Origin of the sequence: Catelliglobosispora koreensis DSM 44566 (genome assembly GCF_000379685.1) — a bacterium.
GTDB lineage: Bacteria > Actinomycetota > Actinomycetes > Mycobacteriales > Micromonosporaceae > Catelliglobosispora > Catelliglobosispora koreensis.
In genome coordinates, this window is sequence record NZ_KB903250.1 from 292,981 (window position 1) to 310,134 (window position 17,154).

The window sequence follows — 17,154 nt, forward strand, 5'->3', positions numbered from 1 at the left end:
AGGTGAGGGAGGAAATCCTCCACAGTTGTGAGTTGGTGTGGAGGATTTCCTCCCTCAGCCAAATGCACTACATGTGGAAGCAAGAGCCGCACCGACCTTGAACACGCGGCCAGGAAGCGGGACCGCCGGGATGCGCGGACCTCGAGGGCCTCGCGGGAGGGACGGCCGGGACCACGACGGGCATCGGAAAAATGGGGTTTGAGCGTAAATCGGCATCGCTCGATGCATATCTGATCTCTGAGCACGATCCACAGCCCGAAAAGGGTGATCAACAGGCCATTTGATCACTCCAATTGGGATGTGGATCATCCATGAAGATCGACATCGCGATCGTAAACGAAGGCGGCGAAAGGAGGCAGGACAGCGCACGGAAGGGGTGGACGCGGTGGTGCGGTGGGGCTATGTTGCGGGGCCATTGAAGCCGAAGGCGAAGGCAGGCGCGAAGGCAGGCGCGAAGGCAGGCGCGGGCGAAGGCGAACGCGAAGGGAAAGCCGCGAAGCCGGAAGGCGGCGGGAGCCGGAAGGCGAGCAGAGGGACGCGCGGGGTGCTGGTCGTGCTCGGGGTGCTGCTCGCGGTGGATCCGCTGAGCGGCGTCGCCCCGGTCGGGATGGAAGTCATCGCGCGGACGATGGGCGTCGAGGGCACGGTGACGATCGAGCACTGCGGTGGCGCGCGTGAGGACGTTCAGTGTTTCGGCACGTTCAGGGGACGCGAGGAAGGCGTGACCATCGACAACGTCGAGATCTAACTCAGCGAAGCGAAGCAGCCCGGCGAGCACCGCGTTAGCGCCGGGATGGCGCCTTAGGACCAGTCGAGCTGCATTTTGACGTTGGCTTCCAGCTCAAGCAGGATGCGCTTGCGGTCAAGGCCACCGCCGAAGCCGACGAGTTTGCCGTCAGCGCCGACGATGCGGTGACACGGGACGATCACGGGAATCGGGTTGCGATTGCACGCTGTGCCCACCGCTTGCGCGCCACCGGGCTCGCCAACGGCAGCCGCCACGAAACCGTAGGAACGGGTTTCCCCGTAAGGGATCTGGAGCATCTGATCCCACACGGCACGCTCAAACGAACTGCCCTTAGTGACGGACAGCTTGACGTCAAACGAGGTCAGCGAACCAGCGAAGTAGGCACGCAGCTGGTCGGCCACGTCGTCGGTGCCCAGGGGTGCTCCCGGGCGCCCTCCAAAGTGGACGTTGCACAGACCGCTGTCGTCGAGGGCGTAAGCCAGGTCGCCAATAGGTGATTCAACATATGCCCACCGCATGAAACCAAGCCTAACCACGCCCTACGACAACAACCACGCCCCAGACCGCCACGTCCGAAATCCGCTAGACGGCGACCGGGGCGGGTGCGCCGAGCACGTCCTTGAGCAGCTGCGCGCACCAGTCGAGCAGCTGCTGGTCGCGCATTGGCTCGCCGCCGACACGGCGTGTCATCGGGACGGGAACGGACACTTGGGAGGTGGCCGTTTTGTAGACCGAGTCCGGGTGATAACGCTTGAGGCGCAACTGTTTCGAGTCTGCCAGCTCGATCGGGGAGAACCGGATGTGCTTGCCCTGCATCGAGATCTCAGTCAGCCCGTAGTGACGCACGAGCAGGCGCAGCTTCGCGACGGACACGAGGTTTGCCACCTGGGCGGGCGGCGCGCCATAACGGTCCGTGACTTCGGCGATGACTTCTTGCAACGCCTCTTCCGAGCGGGCTGAGGCGAGCTTGCGGTAGATCTCCAGGCGAAGGCGCTCGGACTCGATGTAGGACTCCGGAATGTGCGCGTCGATTGGCAGGTCAATCTTGACCTCTGCCGCCTCTTCTTGAGCGGTGCCGTCACCCTTGAACGCGGCCACGGCCTCGCCGACCATGCGCACATAGAGGTCGAACCCGACTCCCTCAATGTGACCGGACTGTTCGCCGCCGAGCAGGTTTCCCGCGCCGCGGATCTCGAGGTCCTTCATCGCGACATACATGCCGGCGCCGAGCTCGGTGTGCTGGGCGATCGTCGCGAGGCGCTCGTGGGCGTGTTCCGTGAGCGGTTTCTCTGGCGGGTAAAGGAAGTAGGCGTAAGCGCGCTCGCGCCCACGGCCCACGCGGCCCCGGATCTGGTGCAGCTGAGCCAAACCGAGGAGGTCAGCCCGCTCCAGGATCAGCGTGTTCGCGTTGGGAATGTCGATGCCCGACTCGATGATGGTCGTGGCCACGAGAACGTCGTATTCCTTCTCCCAGAAGCCAACCATCACCTTTTCCAGCGCGTCTTCGCCCATCTGGCCGTGCGCGATGCCGACCCGTGCTTCGGGAATGAGCTCGCGGATGCGGCGGGCCGCCTTGTCGATCGAATCCACGCGGTTGTGCAGATAGAAGACCTGACCGTCGCGCAAGAGTTCACGGTGGATGGCCGCCGCGACCTGCTTGTCGTCATAAGCACCGACGTAGGTCAGGACCGGATGACGCTCTTCCGGCGGCGTCGTGATCTGGGACATCTCACGAATGCCGGTGATAGACATTTCGAGGGTACGCGGAATCGGTGTCGCCGACATGGTCAGCACATCGACGTTGGCCCGCATCTCCTTGAGCTTTTCCTTGTGTTCCACACCAAAGCGCTGTTCCTCGTCGACGATGACGAGCCCGAGCCGGTTGAAGCGGGTTGACTGCTGCAGCAGCCGGTGCGTTCCAATCACGACATCGACCCGTCCGTCGGCAGCCATCGCGATCGTCTCGGTGGCTTCCTTCGGTGTCGCGAATCGCGACAGCTGCCGGATGACGATCGGGAACTGGGAGAACCGTTCCGAGAACGTGTTGAAGTGCTGCTGCGCCAAAAGCGTTGTCGGGACAAGGATCGCGACCTGCTTGCCGTCTTGCACCGCTTTGAAGGCCGCCCGGACCGCGATCTCGGTCTTGCCGTAGCCCACGTCGCCACAGATCAGCCGGTCCATCGGGACCGGTTTCTCCATGTCTTCCTTGACCTCGTCAATGGCGGTCAGCTGGTCGGGGGTTTCCTGATAGGGGAACGCGTCTTCCAGCTCCCGTTGCCAGGGCGTGTCCGGGCCGAAGGCGTGGCCGGGCGCAGCCTGGCGCGCCGCATAGAGCTGAATCAGCTGCGCCGCGATCTCGCGAACCGCCTTGCGCGCACGGGCTTTGGCCTTCTGCCACTCAGAGCCACCCATCTTATGCAGGGTTGGCTGCTCGCCACCGACGTAACGGCTGAGCTGGTCGAGCGAATCCGTGGGCACGAAGAGCCGGTCGCCCGGGTGTCCGCGCTTGGAAGCGGCGTATTCGATGACAAGATATTCGCGGTCCGCGCCGTTTACCTTGCGCTGCACCAACTCCACGTATTTGCCAATGCCGTGCTGCTCGTGCACCACGAAATCGCCAGCCCGCAACTCCAGGGGATCGATCGTGTTGCGCCGCCGTGCGGGCATCTTTCCCATTTCGCGGGTACCCGCGCCGCGCCCGCCCGAGATGTCAGTGCCCGTCAGAATGGCCAGTTTCGCTGGGGCCACGAGCATGCCATGGTCGAGTGGACCGGTCGTCACGAACACGCCCGCCGACGGTGCGACCGCTAGACTGTCCACAAGCGACGCTCCGATTCCCGCGTCGCGCAACACTTCTGAGGCACGCTGTGCCGGACCGTGCCCCTCGAAGACGAGCACCACACGCCAGCCCTCGTTGAGCCACCCCTGCACATCGCTGACCACTGAAGCGGTCTGACCGTGATAAACCGGCGCCTGCACCGCGTTGAGACTCAAAACCATTGCCGTGTCTGGAGAAACGTCAACGGACGGTTTGTCGAGCCAGGGCTCGGCGTCGTCGGCGGTCACCGTCTCGGCGAGGCCGAACGGAGAGGCCGTCCACCAGGGCAGGCCAATCTCGAGCGCGTGTTCTCTAACCCCCGCTAGGGATTTGAACGCGGCTGCCCCGAGATCGATGGGTGCCTTACCACCGGTTGCCGCGGCAGCCCACGAGGCTTCGAGGAATTCGTCGCTGGTGCGCAACAGATCGTGCGCGCGAGTGCGGATGCGCTCCGGATCGGACAGCAAGACAAGCGTGCCGGGCGCGAGACAATCGATGAGCAGTTCCATCGAATCCTTGCCGCGATGCAGGGCGGGCCCGAGGGACTCCATTCCTTCGACCGGAATGCCTTCGGCCAGTTTGGTGAGCATCTCCTCTAGCGCCGGGTGATCGGCGGCGAGTTCAGCGGCCCGCTCCCGGATATCGGGAGTCAGCAACAGCTCACGGCACGCTGGTGCCCACAGGGACTCGACTTTTTCGATCGTCCGCTGGTCGGCAACCGAGAAGGTGCGGATCTCCTCGATCTCGTCGCCCCAGAACTCCACTCGCGACGGATGCTCATCCGTCGGCGGGAAGACGTCAAGGATGCCGCCGCGCACGGCGAACTCGCCGCGCTTGGTCACCAGATCGACGCGGGCATAAGCGATGTCGATGAGCCGGCTCACGATGGCATTCAGTTCGACGGACTGTCCCGCGCGCAACTCGACCGGGTCTAGATCGCCCAGGCCCTTGAGTTGCGGCTGCAGCAGACTGCGCACCGGCGCCGTGATGACACGGATCGGTGCCTTGCCCGGGTGAGCCAGGCGCCGCAGCACAGCGAGCCGCCGGCCGACCGTGTCGGATCGGGGCGACAAACGCTCGTGTGGCAACGTTTCCCACGCGGGGAAGACGACAACCTCTTCCGGGTCGAGGAAGGCGGACAGGGCGACCGCGAGGTCTTCGGCCTCACGGCTCGTCGCGGTGACCGCGAGCACGGGCCGCTGTTGGGCGGCCGCGGCGACAAGGAAAGGCCGGGCCGCGGCGGGCGCGGTGACCTCCACCTCTGCCTCGGCGGCGGCCAGTTCGTGGACGCGCCGCAGCGCTGGATCGGCGGAGGCGGCTTCCAGCAGTCCGGTGAGCATCGTCACGTGCATCCTTTCGCCAGCGTTGTGAACACGCCGAAATGCCCCGTTCCGGGCGGGAGACGGGGTGATAGGGACAGCTTACTCGCGTCCACTGACGTTATCGTGCACCAATGCGCCGCACCCCCTTCGTGCTGCTGGTTGGCCTCACGCTTAGCGCCTGCTCACCATCAGTTCCCGTCATTCCACAGCCAGCTCCAGCCGAGCAAACTAAGGCTTCGCAGGACTACACGCCGTGGAAGGCGGGCTTGTCCAAGCCGGTCGCTGACCCGCTCTACCCACAGCACGGCAATCCAAGCATCGACGTCTTGCACTACGCTTTGGATTTGAGCTGGGAGCCGGGCACGAAACTGTTCACGGGAACGGCACGGCTGCGGTTGCGGGCCGCCGCTGACGTGCCCGAGATCAAGCTCGACCTGTCAACGGCCATGACGGTCGACGCGGTGACGCTCGATGGTGTGGCCACGACGGGCAGCGCGGCTGATGACAACATCACTGTCCCAGCGGCGCTGGCCAAAGACCGGTACGCGACGCTGGAGATCAAGTATCACGGCACCCCCAAGCCGGTGCCCATGCCAACTCATCGCAGCGACGCCGAGGACCTGGGGCTGACAGTCACGGCTGACGGTTCACTGTGGACGATGCAAGAGCCTTACGGCGCCTTCACGTGGTATCCCGTGAACGACCACCCGTCGGACAAAGCGCTCTACGACATCAACGTGACTGTGCCCGAGGGTTGGTCCGGGGTCGCCAGTGGCACGCCAGCGGGACAGACCGGAAACACGTTCCGCTACACGAGTTCCGATCCCGTGGCGAGTTACCTGACCACGCTGGCGGTCGGGCAGTACACCAAGGAAACCGCGAAGGGTCCCCGCGACCTGCCCGTGACGTATTGGTACGTCAAGGGTCGCGACGACGCCATGATGAAGATGATCCGCAAGACGCCGGAATACCTTGCGTGGCTGGAAGAGCGCTTCGGGCCGTACCCGTTCCCGAGTGCCGGCGTGGTCATCGTGCCGTCGGAGTCGGGCATGGAAACCCAGCAGATGATCACACTGGGCACGATCAAGGCTGCCCGCAGCGCGGACAACGACGAACTGTGGGAAGACGTGATGATCCACGAGCTGGCCCACCATTGGTTCGGTGACACGGTCGGCCCGAGCACCTGGATCGACGTTTGGCTGAACGAGGGCTGGGCCATGTGGGTGGAGTTCCACTGGTCGAACAAGCGGGATGGCTTGTCCGACAAGGAGTGGGAGACGTGGATTCGCAGCCGTGACGCGCAGCTGCGGGCCAAGTCGGGCCCGCCCGGAAAGCCGCGCGCGGACAGTTTCGCCGAGTCCAATGTGTACTACTGCCCGGCGCTCATGCTGCACCAGATCCGCAAACAGATTGGTGATCAAGCGTTCTTCGAACTGGGCAAGGCGTGGGCGGCGTTCGGTAAGAACACCACACAGGACCGCGCCTCGTTCATCGATTTCGTCAACAAGCAGACCGGCAGGGACTTCACGTCTCTGATCAATACCTGGCTAGACAGCCCCACGACGCCTAAATAACGTTGAGCGCATGCGCCGCACCCCTGCGTTAGTCCTTTGCGCTGTCCTCGCCGCTTGCACCCCAACGCCAGCGCCGTTGCCGCAGCCTGCCCCGGAGACCAGCTACAACGGCGACTACGCCGTCTATGAAGCTGGGCGGTCGGAACCCATCGCCGACCCGGTCTATCCACAGCACGGCAACGCAGGCGTGGACGTGCTCCACTATGGACTCGACTTGGCGTGGTCGCCGTCGGAGAAGAAACTGACCGGCACGGCGACGATTCATCTACGCGCGGCGAAGGACCTTAGTGAGCTGACCCTGGATTTTTCCGGCGCGCTCAAGGCTGATTCAGTGACTCTTGATGGCGTCGCCAAGACGGGCAGCCCGGCTGACGACAACCTCACGGTGCCCGCACAGCTGAAGAAGGATCAGCGCGCGAGGCTGGTCATCAAATATCACGGCACGCCCGCTGTGGTCACCGCACCCACGCGCCGGCAGGACTTTTCCACGCTCGGGTTGCGCGTGACCAGAGAAGGTTCACTGTGGACGATGCAAGAGCCTTTCGGTGCCTTCACCTGGTACCCAGTGAATGATCATCCCTCGGATAAAGCGCTCTATGACATCGCGATCACGGTTCCCGAGGGCTGGGCGGGCATCGCGGGCGGAACGCCAGCGGGGCGGGACGGACAGACGTTCCGTTACAAGTCCGCCGACCCGATGGCGAGCTACCTGACGACGCTTGCCGCTGGGCCTTATCGCCAGAAGACGGCGACCGGCCCGCACGGCTTGCCTTTGACGTACTGGTACGTTCCCGGCCGCGATGACGCCATGCTCTCCACCGTCGAGCACTCGCCGCGTTACCTGACCTGGATCGAGTCGAAGTTCGGCCCCTACCCGTTCCCGACCGCGGGAGTGCTGATCGTCCCGGCGACGTCAGCGATGGAGACACAGCAGCTGGTCACGATGGGTCTGGCAAACCGGCTGGAAGCAGCCGATCATGTCTATCGCGAAGGCGTGCTGGTGCACGAGTTCATCCACCACTGGTTTGGCGACACGGTGACCACGAACAGCTGGGACAGCTTGTGGCTCAACGAAGGCTGGACGATGTTCGGGCAGATCATGTTCGAAAACGAGCGCGACGGCGTCTCGTGGGAGCAGTGGGAAGCCCGCATCCGCGCCACGGATGCCAAGCTGCGGCAAGACTTTGGCCCGCCGGGCAAGCCGAACGCGGCTGACTTTGGGCGGTCTAACATGTACATCTGCCCCGCCCTGATGCTCAACGAGATCCGCAAACAGCTGGGCGACAAGGCTTTCTTCGACATGGCTAAAGCCTGGGTCACGGCCAACAAGAACACCGTGCAGGACCGCGCCTCGTTCACCGCCTTCGTCACCAAGCACACCGGCCGCGACTTCAAGCCCTTGATCGACACCTGGCTCGATTCCCCGGTCACACCACCGGCTACTTAGCTCTTGGCAGAAACGCTTGGGCATCGGCCAATAGTGCGCCAAGCTGGGCGGCATGAAGATCCTGATTCTCGGCGGCACCGTGTTCCTGGGCCGGGCCGCCGCCCGCGCGGCGGTCGAAGCGGGGCACGAGGTCACTTGTGCCGCCCGCGGTGTGTCCGGATCGGTGCCCGACGGCGTGACGTTCGTCGAGATCGACCGCAGTTCACCGGACGGGCTTTCCGCCCTGGAGGGCACGTTTGACGCGGCTATCGATGTCGCTCGCTGGCCTTCGCACGTGCGCAACTCGCTTGCCGCGCTTGAGGGTCGCGTGGGGCACTGGACGTTCGTGTCGAGCTGCAGCGCTTACTCCGACGACAGCGTCCCGCTCGCGCTGGCCCACCAACTCCCGCTGCATGACCCGCTGCCAGAAGACGGCGAAGAGGTGATGGAGAACTACGGTCCGGCGAAGGTCGCATGCGAGCAACTGTTCGCGGCGACCGGTGTGCCAACGTTTGTTTGCCGCGCTGGCCTCATCGTTGGGCCGGAAGACATCGGCAACCGGTTCAGCTACTGGGTGTCGCGTTTGGACCGTGGCGGCGAGATCCTCGCCCCGGGCACCCCGGAGGACTACGTGCAGTGGATCGACGTACGCGACCTGGGCGCGTGGCTCGTGAAGGCCGCCGAGACCGGGCTGACGGGCGCGTTCGACGGCATCGGCGCTCCAGTGACACGGTCAGAGTTCTTTGATGGCATCGCCTCTGGACTGTCCGTCGCGCCGTCGCTCACGTGGGTTCCGCAGGAATTCCTGGCCGAGCAGAACGTTAGCCCCTGGGCCGGTGAGCGATCCTTGCCGATGTGGCTGCCGCTGCCTGAGTACGCGGGGTTCATGTCGCACGACGTCTCGCCCTCCCTGGCTGCCGGTCTCATCCAGCGCCCGCTGGCTGAAACCGCTCGCGACACTCTCGCCGCCACAGGCGAAGGGACCGCCATCAGAGCCGGGCTAACCGCCGAAGAGGAAGCCGAAGTCCTAGCCGCTTGGCACAAGTCAAGCTAGCCAAGGCGTTCGATGGTGATGGGCAGGAAGCCCTGACGGTGCATCTGGGATTTGACCAGGTGCACCACCGCCGGCGTCGCCGGGCCGTAAAGGTCGACCGCCCACGCGAGGCCAGGACCGACGTCGCGAAGCTTCCACTGAACGTCCACTATCGACAATGACGGCGCATCTCGCCGGCCTGCGAAGAGCAGGCGCAGAATGCTCTCATCGCCAAAGGAAAGCGGCTGCGCACCCAGTGGAATCCGGTCAGTGAACAGGGAGCACAGCACGGATTCGGCTGGCAGGTCAGCGGCTTGCTCTGCCTCGGCACGCGTGACGGGCCGCACTGATTCCCGCAGCGCCGCATCTGCCCGGATCTCACGGCTTAGCGACGCACCGCTAGCCCAGGCTGACGGTGAGAAGCAAACACTGTCAATGCCGATGGCAGCCCCGGTTGGCTCCAAGACGAATTCCTCGACGAGCACGGTGTTCGGGCCGACGAGGTAATAATCCAGCACGAACGCAAAGTAGCATTTCGGCATGACGAGCCCTACGCAACGCCAGTTGACCGATGACGAGGTCAAAGCTTATGCACGGCAGGCGTTTCCTGAGGTCTCGGTAGTCGGATGCAAGCCGCTCAATGGTGGGACGTTCGCGGCGGTCTGGCGGGTCGGGTTGAGCGACGGCCGCGACACGGTGCTGAAGGCCGGGCCGTCGCCGCAGACGCCGTTGCTCACCTACGAAGCCGACATGATCGAGTCGGAGGCGGCGTATTACCGGCTCGTGCGGTCGCACCTCCCGGACGCGCCCGTGCCCACGGTTCTCTACGGCGACAAGGACTTTCTGTTCGTCACGTACCTGCCGGGCACCCCACTGTCCGATCAGGACGATGATCCGCGTGTGCGGGAGCAGACCGGAGCCGTGCTCTCCAGGATCCACAACATCAAAGGACCCCTCTTCGGGTACCCCACGAGCACGCGCCCACAAGCCGAGACGTGGTCCAAGGCGTTCCAGGGCATGGTCGATGCGCTACTCGGCGATGCTGTGCGGTGGAAAGTGCCGCTGCCCCAAAGCGCCGGCGTGATCCGGGCGGTGGTCAATCAAAGCCGTGCCGTGCTCGACGAGGTGACCGAGCCGCGTCTCGTGCACTTCGACCTGTGGGACGGCAACGTCTTGTGCCAGAACGGCAAACTGACCGGACTCGTGGACGGTGAAAGATACTTCTTCGGCGACCCGTTGTTTGACTTTGTGTCCACAGCGCTGTTTCAGAAGATCGAAGACCAGCCTGAGCACCCGTTCCTGCGCGGCTATGGCCCGGTGGCGCTCCACAAGCGACGGCTAGCCCTCTACCGCATGTATCTCTACTTGCTCATGCACGTCGAGGTGCCCAGCCGGGGCATCACTGAGGAACAGCGGATCCGTTATGTGGCACAGCTTCTGGACGCCGAGATTTCCTGGCTCGCCAGCGGATGAACGCACCGATCCACGAGACCAGCACGAGCCCGGCGACTAGCGCACGCAGAAGGTTGGTGTATTGCTCCGGGTAGATGACACCCTCGATGTAGGTGTCGATGAAACCGGTGGGCTCTAGACCCTGCTGTCCGGCCTTGTCCCGGGCCCAGTTTTCCACGTAGGTAAGCGGGCAGTCGAACCCGACCAGGACCGTGGAGAAGCCCCAGCCCGCTAGCGCGATGTGGGGCCAGATGAGCCAGGGCCGCCACCACGCCAGGAAGCCGCCCAGGGTGACGTAGACCAGGAACGCGAAGTGGAACACCATCGTCACGTCGCCCAGCAGCCGGTACCACATAAATACGACACTATGCCCCTGACCTCCGCTGAGGCCAGGGGCAAGATGCTTAAGCGACCACGGCGAAACTACTCAACCTGTGTTCCTCATGCCGGCCGCGATGCCGTTGACGGTGGTCAGCAGCGCGCGTTCCAGGGTCGGGTCGCCACTGTTGGTGCGCCGTGAGCCGGGGGCCGTCGAGATCGACCGGCCAGCGTGCCCGTGATCGCGGTATTGCCGCAGCAGCGCCACCTGAAGGTGATGCAACGGCTCCAGGTAGGTGTCACGAACCGTCAGCGTGCGCTTGAGCACCGGCTGGCCTTCCAGCAGACCGGATTCTCCGGTCACCGCCAGGACTTCGGCCACGGTCAATTCGTACTCCCGCTCAATGGTCTCGAAGATCGACCGCAACGGCGCTGGCACCAGCGCTTGGACATAGCCCCGCGCGATGGTCAGGTCGGTCTTGGTCAGCATCATCTCCACATTGGACAAGAACGTCCGGAAGAAGTGCCAGTTCTCGTGCATCTCGCGCAGCAGATCGGCTTGCCCGGCTTCCCGCAGGGCTCGCAGCCCGGTGCCGACGCCGAACCAGCCCGGCACGATCTGGCGCGACTGGGTCCAGCCGAACACCCATGGGATCGCGCGCAGGCCGCCGAGACCGGCGCCCGAGTCGGGGCGCTTGGCCGGACGGGAGCCGATGTTAAGCGCGCCAAGGAGTTCGGTGGGCGTGGCGGCCCAGAAATACTCCGGGAGGTGCGGGTCGTCGACGAGTTCGCGATAGGCCTTGAACGCGGCATCCGACATGCGGGTCATGCCAGCGTCCCAGTTGGCCAGCATTTCCGCGGGCTGACGGGGCGTGGTGTGCAGGAGCGTGGCCTGAAGCACCGCGGCGACGGTCAGCTCAAGGTTCTCGCGAGCCAGGGCCGGCAGCGTGTACTTGTCGGAGATGACCTCGCCTTGCTCGGTGACCTTGATAGCGCCGTCGAGCGTGCCGTAGGGCTGGGCGAGGATCGCCTCGTGCGTCGGGCCACCGCCACGGCCAACCGTGCCGCCCCGGCCGTGGAAAAGCCGCAGCCGCACACCGTGTTTGGCGGCGGTGTCGCGCAAGGACCGCTGTGCCTTGTGGATCGCCCACTGGCTCGTCGTGATCCCGGCTTCCTTGTTGGAGTCGGAGTAGCCGAGCATGACTTCTTGCACGTCACCGCGCGCGGCGACGATCGCGCGATAGGCCGGGATCCGGAGGAGCTGATCGAGCAAAGCCCCGCCAGCGTCCAGTTCAGCGACCGTCTCCAGCAACGGAACGAAACCGATGGCGGCCCGTCCCGCGTGCGCGTCGACGAGGCCCGCTTCGCGCCCCAGCACGACCGCGGCAAGCACATCGTCGATGCCGCGGGTCATCGAGATGATGTAGGACTCGATGACATCGGCGCCAAACTGCGCATGGGCATCGCGGATCGTTTTGAAGACATCAAACGTTTTGCGGGCCGCGTCGGTGAGCGGAGTGTCCACACTGGACAGTGGTCGGCGGCCCGTCAGCTCCTCGGTGAGCAGCGCCGTGCGCTCCTCACGGGACAGTGAGTCATAGTTGGGCACTTCGCCGACGCGAGCGTAAAGCTGAGACAGCACAACGTGATGTGCGTCCGCGTGCTCACGAACGTCCAAAGTGGCCAGATGCAAACCGAACGCGCTCACGACCCGGATCACCGAGGCGAGCAGACCGGTCGCCGTTAGCTGTCCCGCGTTACGGGCCAGTGACGCGCGCACGAGTTCGAGGTCGGTGATCAGCTCAGCCGAGCCCAGATAGTCGCGACCCGGTTCGTGTGCCGTGCCGTTGGCCAGCCGCGAGCGGGTGTTCGCCAGCTTGGCTTTCATGCAGCGCGCCTTGAGACGGTACGGCTCCTCGGCGTTGACGCGGCGGAAACGGGACGCCACCTCGGGCAGCGCGTCCAGATCCTTAGCCAGGCTCGCGGACAGATCAAGCGACACGCCACGCAGCCGGCGCGACACGGAGACCTCGTTGATGAGTTCGTCGAGCGCGTTCTCCACCGCACGGATGCCGTGCTCATGTTGCAGGATAAGGACTTCACGCGTCACGGCCGGCGTGACGAACGGATTGCCGTCGCGATCTCCACCGATCCACGTGCCAAAGGTCAGCGGCCGCGAAATGGGCGCGGTTTCCACGCCGAGCCGCTTGAGCGTCTCAGCCAGATCAGCCAGTACGCGGGGAGCCGCGTCGTCGTACAAGTCGCGCAGGTAATAGACCGCGTTACGGGCCTCATCCGTCGGGTCAGGACGATCGAGGCGCAACTCGTCGGTCTGCCACAAGAGATCGAGGAGTTCGGCCAGACGGCCGTCGGCTTTGGTCGTGTCACCAAAGAGGGCGGCTTCGGCGTACTCATTGTCGAGGTGATCGGCGATGGTCCGCAGCTTGGTCAGGATCGAGCGGCGCGCGGCCTCGGTGGGGTGGGCGGTGAAGACCGGCCGGATGGCGAGCCGTCGCGCGGCAGCGGCGAGTTCTTTCGCCGGAACCTCCCGGGCCGCGATGCGCTGAGCGGCGCCGTCGAGCCAGCCGCCCTGTTGCGCGCGGCGGCGGCGCAACTCCCGGGCGCGGTGCACCTGCTCGGTGATGTTGGCCAGGTGGAAGTAGGTCGAGAAGGCGCGGGCGAGCAGTGTCGCGGTGCTGACGTCGACGCCACCGAGCTTGGCGGCGGCTCCATCGGCGTCGGACCGGACGAGGGCTCTGACTTCCTCGACCAGGTCGAGAAGGGCCCGGCCCTCCTGGCGAGCGAGGGTCTGGCCGAGCAGGGTGCCTAGGCGCCGGATGTCGGCCCGGAGGGCGGCATCCTCACCTGCGGTGGCGTCATCGTCGAAACTCACGTGCGTTCCTTCCAGACGTGGTGCAGAAGGACGCCGATGTCCGCCGATGATGCTATCTCTAGTTACCCAGAGGTGTGCTCGACCTCCCCGGCCTGGCCTGCCAAACTAGTCACCCATGGGAGAGCGTAGTGAGCTAGTGATCAGCGAGGAGTCGTTACGCGGCGCCCCGTCGTGGACACCGTCGGCAACGGAGCTCTCTGATCTGGAGCTATTGCTCGCCGGCGCGTATGCGCCACTGACCGGTTTCATGGGACCAGCCGATCTTGAATCCGTTGCGCGGACAGGGAAACTTCCCAGTGGCGCGGCTTGGCCGGTGCCCATCACACTGGAAATTCCATCAGGAATGATCGATGGGATTGAGGCCGGGCAACCCACACCTTTGGTGGTGACCGACCCCGAGGGTGCCCCGGTGGCGATCGTCCTTATCGAGGAAACGTGGGAGACCCGGCCAGGCTGGCACGGTGTCGCCGGGCCGGTTCACCGTCATGGTGACGGAGGTCACGCCCCGTTCTCCCGGCTTCGCGCCGACACGGAAACCGTCCGGTCCTACCTGACCGAGCCACGTGTGCTCGGTATCTTCGCCGACCGTCCGCTGCACCGGCCGCAGCTGGCTCAGCTCGTGCACGCGTCGCGCCAGCTCGCCGCGCAGGTATTGATCCTGATCCCCGTCTCAGGACCGAGCCCCGATGGGCTCACGCCAGAGGCTCTCGTGCGCAGTGTGCTGGCCGCACGCGACCGGATGCCCTCGCCCGTGATCATCGCCGTTCCGCTGGCCGAACGTGGCTCGGAGCTGATCGACGCGCTGCTTCGCGCGCGCGTCGCCGCCGCTTACGGCGTGACCCACCTGCTGTCCACGTCGGGCACCGTCACCGGAGCTGGCGTCAAACTGATCGTCCCGCGCGAGCTTTCGTATGACGCCCGCGACGGACAGTGGCGCGACCGCGACGAGGTGCCGGAACGCTTCGAGCGCCGTCCGCTGAAGACCCGCGAGATCGCCGACCTGCTCGACGATGGTCTCGCGCTTCCCGAGTGGCACACGCCGCCCGCGGTCGCCAAGGAACTCGGCCGGGCCCGCCCGCCGCGCCGCCACCGCGGTCTCGTGCTCTTCTTCACCGGGCTTTCGGGTTCCGGCAAGTCGACCATCGCGCGTGGCGTTTCCGACGCCCTGCTCGAAACCGGGGAGCGGTCGCTCACATTGCTCGATGGCGATGTGGTCCGGCGCGAGCTGAGCGCCGGGCTCGGATTCTCCAAAGAGGACAGAGACCGCAACATCCGCCGCATTGGCTGGGTCGCCGCGGAGGCCGCCCGCCACGGCGGCATGGCGATCTGCTGTCCCATCGCGCCCTACGCCGCTGCCCGTGCCGCCGCGCGCGAGATGGCGCACGCTGCCGGAGCCGACTTCGTGCTCGTGCACGTCGCGACGCCCATTGAGGTCTGCGAACAGCGCGACCGCAAAGGCCTTTACGCCCGCGCCCGGGCAGGCACGCTGACGGGAATGACCGGAGTGGACGATCCCTACGAGGAGCCGCAGGACGCGCAGCTCACGATCGACGCCTCAGTGGGAACGGTCAGCGAGGCGGTCAGCGAAGTGCTGACCTACCTCGCCGATCAGGGCTGGATCAACCCTCGCGGATAGGTGCGGCCCAGCTCAACGTCGAAGGCCCGGTGGTCGCTCAGTTTCTGGAACGCCCGCTGGCCACCGCTCGTGTGCTGAATGCGGGAGTCGCGTCCGTCCGCATTAGGCGTTTCGAAGTAGACGAACGCTTTGACTCGCGGGAACAGGTCAAGCTGCAACCGGGCTGAATCGAAGAACTTTTCGTGATGGCCCGGGTTCTTGCGCGAGTACCAGACGCCCCACTCGCCAACCATCAAAGGCTTGTCGGGGAACGTTTTCGCGGCCCAGTTGTAGAAACCGGGCCAGCCTTTGCGGCTACCGGAGCGCCGGTTCATCATCTCGGCGAAGTCACCAAAGCCGTAGCCAGGGTCGCTGTAGGAGTAGATGTCCCACGCCACCCAGTCGACGACATCGGCTCCTGGGTAAAGGTCTTCGAACCACGGCTTGGTGTTCCACGGGATGTAGGCCATGTAGGACATCACCGTGACCGCGTTGGTCATACCCTTGCCGCGCAAGTACTTGACGACGTAACGGAACGCGGCGGCGTAGTCCTTGGCCGTCATCCCGCTGCCTTCTTGGTCCCGGACGTCATTTTCCGGCTCGTGGTGAATCGTGAAGAAGAACTGTTCCGGATGCACCTTCTTGATGTGCGCGGCCAGCCGGTCCAGGTAGGCATCGGTGCGCTGATCGGAGCGGGCGATCTCGGCCCACGTCACGCCGAGCGGTTTCCAGTTCAGGAACAGGATCCGCGGGAAGTCCGGGTCACGCGTCAGCTCAACTTCGGCCTGCGTCGGGAACAGCTCGTGTCCCCGATGATAGGCGTGATAGATCAGCTGCGGGCGTTCCGCCAGGCGATCGAAGTTCTTAAGCGCCTCGATGCGATCTTGCGAGGTGTGCGCGCCAGGGGCTACACCCCAAAGAGCACCACATGTTGGTACGAGTCGATCGCGCACCGTGCACTTCTGCGGCTGGCTGGGGCTGGCACTCGGGCTTTCTGTCGCGCTTGGACTGGCGCTCGGGCTTTCGGTCGGACTCGGGCTTTCGGTCGGACTCGGGCTTTCGGTCGGACTCGGGCTCTCGGACGGGCTCTCCGTCGGACTCGGGCTCTCAGACGGGCTCTCCGTCGGACTCGGGCTCTCAGACGGGCTCTCCGTCGGACTCGGGCTTTCGCTCGGGCTTTCCGTCGGGGTTGGACTGTCGGTTGGCGATGGTGAAACGCTCGCGCTCTCCGTGACGCTCGGCGAAGCGGTCGGCCAGGGGTCGGTCACCGGCTCGGAGGTGCGCGGCGTGGGAGTGAACGACGGCGGGTTCCATGGACCCGAGGACGCCGACTCCGACGGGTTGTCCACCCACCAGTCGAACGTGATCGTCGGGGCGCCAGTGAGCGTTTCCAAGGCTTCCCGTGCCACGAACTTGGCGTACTCAAGACTCGTCGGGCTGGTGATCGCGAACGCGAACGTGCCGGACTTCTTGACCACGCTCGTGATGTCAAAGGCGACAGCGGGGGCATCGGGTCTCGGTTCGACCATGGCGACGACGTCGCCGAGCCTGGGTGCCGTGTCCGCGGCGAGTTCCTTTTCATCCCAGCCCGCATCGGGAACGTGGGTCAGTTCGAGCAACTCCGGCAGCTGACCGGAGTGCCGCCCGAGCCACAGCCAGGTCCGTTTCGGCAGCTGACCGTTGTCGGGCAGGGTGACGTCGAACTTGACGTAGCTGATGGCCGCGCCGCCATCGATGCCACCTGCAGCTAGATAGTCCTGGGTTCCACTCGTCTCTTCGGGAGCCGCGGTCAGGGCATAGGCGTCCCCGGCCGTTGTTACTCGCTGGGGCAAGGCCGCGACCTTGCCACCGATGATGCCGATCAGAATCGCTGCGGCAAGCGCCACTAAGGCTGCAGCGAAGCTGGTCAAGGCGCGAGCTTTCGCTACCCTGCGCATACCACCCATGCGGTTATG

The 17,154-nt window shown here is 65.0% G+C and carries 12 protein-coding genes; 6 read left to right on the forward strand and 6 right to left on the reverse strand.

The annotated features are described in order from the left end of the window. Window positions 1-298 precede the first annotated feature (298 nt). Window positions 299-748, forward strand: coding sequence for a hypothetical protein (locus tag A3E1_RS0108460; RefSeq protein ID WP_157631402.1), 450 nt, complete (start codon window positions 299-301; stop codon window positions 746-748). Between the two features lie 53 nt (window positions 749-801). On the opposite strand, the gene A3E1_RS0108465 is transcribed toward A3E1_RS0108460, so the two are convergent. Continuing rightward, window positions 802-1,266 (reverse strand): methylated-DNA--[protein]-cysteine S-methyltransferase, encoded by a 465-nt coding sequence (locus tag A3E1_RS0108465; RefSeq protein WP_020520325.1) that lies wholly within the window; start codon window positions 1,264-1,266, stop codon window positions 802-804. Window positions 1,267-1,330: 64 nt separating this feature from the next. Continuing rightward, complete coding sequence (gene mfd, locus A3E1_RS0108470) at window positions 1,331-4,906, reverse strand: transcription-repair coupling factor (RefSeq protein ID WP_026208231.1); 3,576 nt, start codon at window positions 4,904-4,906, stop codon at window positions 1,331-1,333. A 113-nt stretch (window positions 4,907-5,019) separates the two neighbouring features. Between mfd and A3E1_RS0108475 the strand changes: the two genes are divergently transcribed. From A3E1_RS0108475 to A3E1_RS0108485, 3 genes are read left to right on the forward strand one after another with little or no spacing between them, the layout of a single operon-like run. After that, on the forward strand, window positions 5,020-6,462 hold the full coding sequence (locus A3E1_RS0108475) for a M1 family metallopeptidase (RefSeq protein WP_020520327.1): 1,443 nt from the start codon (window positions 5,020-5,022) through the stop codon (window positions 6,460-6,462). A gap of 10 nt (window positions 6,463-6,472) precedes the next feature. Beyond that, window positions 6,473-7,909 (forward strand): M1 family metallopeptidase, encoded by a 1,437-nt coding sequence (locus A3E1_RS0108480; protein ID WP_020520328.1) that lies wholly within the window; start codon window positions 6,473-6,475, stop codon window positions 7,907-7,909. Between the two features lie 52 nt (window positions 7,910-7,961). Further along, window positions 7,962-8,942: an NAD-dependent epimerase/dehydratase family protein gene (locus A3E1_RS0108485; RefSeq protein ID WP_020520329.1), complete on the forward strand. Its 981-nt coding sequence runs from the start codon at window positions 7,962-7,964 to the stop codon at window positions 8,940-8,942. Here the strand turns inward: A3E1_RS0108485 and A3E1_RS0108490 are convergent. After that, window positions 8,939-9,439, reverse strand: a complete 501-nt coding sequence (locus A3E1_RS0108490; protein WP_157631403.1) for a hypothetical protein — start codon at window positions 9,437-9,439, stop codon at window positions 8,939-8,941. The two genes, A3E1_RS0108485 and A3E1_RS0108490, sit on opposite strands and share 4 nt — an antisense overlap. 22 nt (window positions 9,440-9,461) lie before the next feature. Between A3E1_RS0108490 and A3E1_RS0108495 the strand changes: the two genes are divergently transcribed. Continuing rightward, window positions 9,462-10,394, forward strand: a complete 933-nt coding sequence (locus tag A3E1_RS0108495) for a phosphotransferase family protein (RefSeq protein ID WP_020520331.1) — start codon at window positions 9,462-9,464, stop codon at window positions 10,392-10,394. On the opposite strand, the gene A3E1_RS45965 is transcribed toward A3E1_RS0108495, so the two are convergent. Then, on the reverse strand, window positions 10,321-10,728 hold the full coding sequence (locus tag A3E1_RS45965) for a DUF2784 domain-containing protein (RefSeq protein ID WP_083929409.1): 408 nt from the start codon (window positions 10,726-10,728) through the stop codon (window positions 10,321-10,323). The two genes, A3E1_RS0108495 and A3E1_RS45965, sit on opposite strands and share 74 nt — an antisense overlap. Before the next feature lie 72 nt (window positions 10,729-10,800). Then, window positions 10,801-13,584 carry a phosphoenolpyruvate carboxylase gene (ppc, locus tag A3E1_RS0108500; protein ID WP_020520332.1) on the reverse strand — a complete coding sequence of 928 codons (2,784 nt, stop codon included), beginning with the start codon at window positions 13,582-13,584 and terminating at the stop codon, window positions 10,801-10,803. Between the two features lie 115 nt (window positions 13,585-13,699). Here ppc and cysC point away from each other — a divergent pair, with 115 nt between their 5' ends. Then, window positions 13,700-15,220, forward strand: a complete 1,521-nt coding sequence (gene cysC / locus A3E1_RS0108505; RefSeq protein ID WP_020520333.1) for an adenylyl-sulfate kinase — start codon at window positions 13,700-13,702, stop codon at window positions 15,218-15,220. Here the strand turns inward: cysC and A3E1_RS44565 are convergent. Beyond that, window positions 15,193-17,109, reverse strand: coding sequence for a CBM96 family carbohydrate-binding protein (locus A3E1_RS44565; protein ID WP_157631404.1), 1,917 nt, complete (start codon window positions 17,107-17,109; stop codon window positions 15,193-15,195). The two genes, cysC and A3E1_RS44565, sit on opposite strands and share 28 nt — an antisense overlap. Window positions 17,110-17,154: the final 45 nt, after the last annotated feature.

Coding starts and splice junctions, on each gene's coding strand:
- A3E1_RS0108460 (WP_157631402.1), top strand. CDS start 299: ATGTGGATCATCCATGAAGATCGACATCGCGATCGTAAACGAAGGCGG.
- A3E1_RS0108465 (WP_020520325.1), bottom strand. CDS start 1,266: ATGCGGTGGGCATATGTTGAATCACCTATTGGCGACCTGGCTTACGCC.
- mfd (WP_026208231.1), bottom strand. CDS start 4,906: ATGCTCACCGGACTGCTGGAAGCCGCCTCCGCCGATCCAGCGCTGCGG.
- A3E1_RS0108475 (WP_020520327.1), top strand. CDS start 5,020: ATGCGCCGCACCCCCTTCGTGCTGCTGGTTGGCCTCACGCTTAGCGCC.
- A3E1_RS0108480 (WP_020520328.1), top strand. CDS start 6,473: ATGCGCCGCACCCCTGCGTTAGTCCTTTGCGCTGTCCTCGCCGCTTGC.
- A3E1_RS0108485 (WP_020520329.1), top strand. CDS start 7,962: ATGAAGATCCTGATTCTCGGCGGCACCGTGTTCCTGGGCCGGGCCGCC.
- A3E1_RS0108495 (WP_020520331.1), top strand. CDS start 9,462: ATGACGAGCCCTACGCAACGCCAGTTGACCGATGACGAGGTCAAAGCT.
- A3E1_RS45965 (WP_083929409.1), bottom strand. CDS start 10,728: ATGTGGTACCGGCTGCTGGGCGACGTGACGATGGTGTTCCACTTCGCG.
- cysC (WP_020520333.1), top strand. CDS start 13,700: ATGGGAGAGCGTAGTGAGCTAGTGATCAGCGAGGAGTCGTTACGCGGC.